At 70.6% G+C, this 4,203-nt stretch carries 4 protein-coding genes; all 4 read right to left on the bottom strand.

Annotation, left to right across the window (positions count from 1 at the left end):
- The coding region (locus VF697_RS12630) for a pseudouridine synthase (RefSeq protein ID WP_331094650.1) at nucleotides 1–559 on the bottom strand (559 nt) is incomplete at its 3' end.
- A 48-nt stretch (nucleotides 560–607) separates the two neighbouring features.
- The gene (locus VF697_RS12625) at nucleotides 608–2,623 is read right to left on the bottom strand and encodes an ATP-binding protein (RefSeq protein WP_331094648.1); all 2,016 of its coding nucleotides are present in this window, start codon (nucleotides 2,621–2,623) and stop codon (nucleotides 608–610) included.
- A gap of 11 nt (nucleotides 2,624–2,634) precedes the next feature.
- Nucleotides 2,635–3,882, bottom strand: a complete 1,248-nt coding sequence (locus tag VF697_RS12620) for a sensor histidine kinase (RefSeq protein ID WP_414641278.1) — start codon at nucleotides 3,880–3,882, stop codon at nucleotides 2,635–2,637.
- Complete coding sequence (locus VF697_RS12615; protein ID WP_331094644.1) at nucleotides 3,834–4,172, bottom strand: hypothetical protein; 339 nt, start codon at nucleotides 4,170–4,172, stop codon at nucleotides 3,834–3,836. The genes VF697_RS12620 and VF697_RS12615 overlap by 49 nt, the downstream gene beginning before the upstream one ends.
- Nucleotides 4,173–4,203: the final 31 nt, after the last annotated feature.

The following is a 4,203-nucleotide window of genomic DNA, read 5'->3' as shown; positions in this document are numbered from 1 at the left end:
CGGGCGGGTGGCCCTCGCAGACGGCGAGGTACTCCTTGTGGACGTCGCGGGAGACGAAGAGGCGGCCGAGGACGCGGCAGGACTCGGTGGTGCGCCCACAGACGACGAGGCCACTCGTCTCGCGGTCCAGGCGGTGAGCGGGCTCCGCGAAGGCCTCGCCGAAGCGCTCTCGCAGCAGGGAGACGAGCGTGCCTTTGTGGTAGCGGGCGGTGGGGTGGATGGGGAGCCCGGCGGGCTTGTCGAGCACGAGCAGCCAGTCGTCCTGGAAGAGGGCGGGCAGCTCGGTGGGCGTCTCCGGCTCCTGGCTGGCGGGGCGGCGGATGCGGAAGGAGAGGCCCGGGTAGACGGGCGTGGAGGGCTTGAGGCGGCGCTCCGCGCAGAGGACCCCGCGCTGGATGATGCCCTGGAGGCGCGCGAGCGGGAGGCGACGGATCTTCTCGGAGAGGTAGCGGTCGAGTCGCCAGCCGGCGTAGTTCGGCTCGACGACGAACGGGATGTCGACGTAGCCCTCGGGGGCCTCGCCGAAGGTGGGGGCTGTCTCTTCACTCGGAGTGCGCATGCGACCGTGCCGGCTTAACACAGCCCGACGCCCGCTTCCTCCCTGGCGCTACCGCTCCGGGCTGACGGGCAGTGAGACCTCGAACGTGGCGCCCTGCCCGGGGGTGCTCCGCGCGGTGATGCTCCCCCCCAGCGCCTCGACGATTTGACGGGAGATGTACAGGCCCAGGCCCAGGCCGCCGTAGTGCCGCTCGGACACGGCCCGCTCGAACTTTCCGAAGATGCGCGAGAGGTGCTCGGAATGGATGCCCAGCCCCTCGTCGCGCACCGTCAGCGTCGCGCGCCCCGCCTGGGAGTCGACGAGGACGTGGACGGGCTTGCCCGCGCCATACTTCAAGGCGTTGGTCAGCAGGTTCGTCAGCACCTGGTCCAGCCGCATCCGGTCCCACCGCCCCATCACCGGACGTGGGGCGTGGACGCTCAACGCACACTCCGCCTTCTCGGCCTGCACCTCGAAACGGCTGACGACCTCGCGGACGAGCGCGGCCAGGTCCAGCGCTTCCAGCTCCAGCGCGAGCGGCCCGCTGCTGATGCGCGAGACGTCCAGGAGGGCATGGACCAGCGTGCTCAACCGACGCACCTGGGCCTCGGCCACCTCCAGGCCGCGGACCACCCGGGCGGCGGGGAGCGAGGCATGGGGCGCCGTCTCCGCCTCACGCCGCAGGGCCTGGAGCTTCATCTGCAAGGGCGTGAGCGGCGTCTTCAGCTCATGGGAGGCCACCGAGAGGAACTCGTCACGCACGTGGACGGCCTCCCGCGCCTGCGCGTAGAGCCGGGCGTTGTCGAGCGCCAGGGCGGCGCGCCGCGCCAGCTCCTCGGCGAGGCGCAGCTCCTCCTCGTCGTAGTGGCGGCCCGACTCCATGTAGCTGAGCGAGATGGCCCCGAGGGCCTTGCCCCGCGCGAGCAGCGGCACCACGAGGTAGCTGCGGACGCCCAACGAGCGGAAGGCGTGCAGCCACTCGTCCTCCCCCCGCGCGTCGTGGACGGCGGCGGAGCCCGGGAGCTGGCGCACGAACTCGGGCTTTCCGGTGCGCAGCACGTGCAACACGCCATGAGGCGCCTCGGGCTGGCGAGGGAAGTGATGGCGTAGCTCGCGCGCCAGCTCCGCCTTGGCCGGATCCACGTGCACCACCGCGTCCAGCTCCAGGGCGCCGTCCTCCGTCACCGTCTCCACCACGCACAGGTCGGCCAGCGTGGGCACCACCAACCGGGCCACGCTGGAGAGCGTCGCCTTCATGTCCAGGGAGCTCACCAGCAGGGAGCTCGCCTCGGCGAGGAAGCGCAGGTGGCTCTCGTGCCGCTTGCGCACGGAGATGTCGCGCGTCACCTTGACGAAGCCGGTCAACGCGCCCCGCTCATCGCGGATGGGCCGGAGCACCAGGTCGGCATCGAAGCGGCGGCCATCCTTGCGCAGGCGCACCCCCTCCCCCTCGAAGATGCCCTCGGCCGCGGCCCGCCGCAGCTCCCGCATGGGCTCGCCGGACTGGCGATCCTCTGGAAGGAAGAGCATGGCGAACGGCTGGCCGATGAACTCCTCGGCCTTGTAGCCCTTCACGCGCTCGACGCCCGGGTTCCAACTGGTGATGAGCCCATCGGGGCTCACCCGGAAGATGGCGTAGTCCTTGATGCTGTCGAGCAGCACCCCCTCGTGGTGCCTGGCCTCGCGCAGGGCGGCGGACACCCGGCGGCCCTCGCGTCGCATCTCCGCCTCGCGCAGCTCGCGCTCCACCGCCACGGAGAGCCGCGCGAGGTTGTCCTTGCGGAAGAAGTCCTGCGCGCCCGCCTTCATGGCCTGCACGGCCACCTCCTCGCCCACGCTGCCGGAGACGATGATGAAGGGGATGTCCAGTCCCTCGGCCTTCAGGAGCTCCAGCGCCTCGCGGCCGGAGAAGTGGGGCATCTGGAAGTCGGAGAGGATGATGTCCCAGGGCGCCTGCTGGAGGGCCTCCCGCATCGCCTCCGGTGTGGAGACGCGCTGGAAGGAGGGCGTGAAGCCCCCCCGGCGCAGCGACAGCAGGATGAGCTCGGTGTCGTCCGCGGAGTCCTCCACCGACAGTACGCGCACGGGGCGTCCACTCACACGCCGGCCCCCTTCGCCGTCCATCCCAGCGTGAAGAAGAAGGCGGCGCCCTGGCCCGGTGCGCTCTCGGCCCAGACGCGCCCGCCATGGCGGTGGACCACGCGCTGCACGATGGCCAGGCCGATGCCCGTCCCCGGGAACTCCTTCTCGTCATGGAGCCGCTGAAAGGGAGAGAACAGCTTGTCGGCGTACTTCAAATCGAAGCCCGCCCCGTTGTCCCGCACGCAATAGACGGTCTCCCCGTCCCGCTCGCTCGCGCTCAGCTCGAGGCGGGGTCGCTCCACCCGACCGGTGAACTTCCAGGCGTTGCCCAGGAGGTTCTCCAGCAGGCGGCGCAACAACCGGGCATCCGCGTCGGCCTGGAGGCCGGCCTGCAGGTGGACCTCCACGGCGCGCTGGGGCTCCCGGGCGGCCAGCTCCGCCACCACCTCTCGCGCCAGCGCCGTGAGGTCCACCGGCTCGCGCTTCATCTCCGCGCGGGACAGGCGCGACAGCACGAGCAGGTCATCGATGAGGTGGGCCATGCGCTCGCTGGCCCGCTGCACGCGTTGCAGGTAGCCCCGGGCGGCCGGAGACAGGGTGCTGTCCTCATCCTCTTCCACCGCGTGGGCGAAGCCGTCGATGCCCCGTAGCGGCGCTCGCAGGTCGTGCGAGACGGAATAGGAGAACGCCTCCAACTCCCGGTTGAGCTCGGTGAGTGCCGCGGTGCGCTCGCGCACCCGCTGCTCCAGGTCGGCGGCCAGCAGGCGATAGCGCTCCTCGCTCAGCCGCAGCGTCTCCTCGGCGGTGCGGCGCTCGGTGACGTCGCGGAAGAAAACGGACAGCCCGTTGCGAGAGGAGAATGCACGGACCTCGAGCCACGCCCGGAGCGGTGGGTAGAACTCCACGAACTGTGCCGGCCGCCCCGTGTCCATCGTTTGTTGATACTCATGTTGGAAGCGTGAGCCCACGGCATGAGGGAATTCCTCCCAGACACTCTTGCCCACCAGGGCCTCTCGCTTGCGGCCCAGGACCCGCTCGGCCTCCTGGTTGAGGTAGGTGAAGTGAAACTGCCGGTCGAGCGAGAAGAAGGCATCGCTGGTGGCCTCCAGGATCTCCACGGCCCGCGCGTTGGCGCTGCGCAGCTCCCGGTCCGCCCGCTCCTTCTCCGCGAGCTGCATCCTCGTCCGATCCAACGTCTGGCGCAGGGAGGCGCTCACCCAGCAGAGCAGCGCGGCGACCCCGATGAAGACGCCGAGCCGCAGGACATTGCTCGGGTCGTGGACGCGGAAGGAGCCGAGGGGAGGAAGGAGAAAGTAGCAGAAGCCAGGGCCGACAGCCCCGTGGTCAGCAGACCCGCGCTCAGCCCGCCATACAGGGCACTCAGGGCCACGGCGGCCAGGGCCAGCAGGAAATAGGGGCCTCCCAACAGCGGCGCGAGCAGTCCGGTCAGCAGCAGGCCGACCATCGTGGCCCCCACCGCGACCGTGAACTGGAAGATGCGGGGCCTGGGGAAGGGCACCCCCAGCCTCGGCATCCGTTGCGTGTTCCCCATCGAAGTGGGACTCCCGGACCCTGGGGAAGAT

The sequence above is a fragment of the Archangium sp. genome, assembly GCF_036388035.1.
Taxonomy (GTDB): domain Bacteria; phylum Myxococcota; class Myxococcia; order Myxococcales; family Myxococcaceae; genus Archangium.
Note: the sequence above shows the minus strand (reverse complement) of the source record. Positions and strands in the feature narration are given on the sequence as shown.

Coding starts and splice junctions, on each gene's coding strand:
- VF697_RS12615 (WP_331094644.1), bottom strand. CDS start 4,172: ATGGGGAACACGCAACGGATGCCGAGGCTGGGGGTGCCCTTCCCCAGG.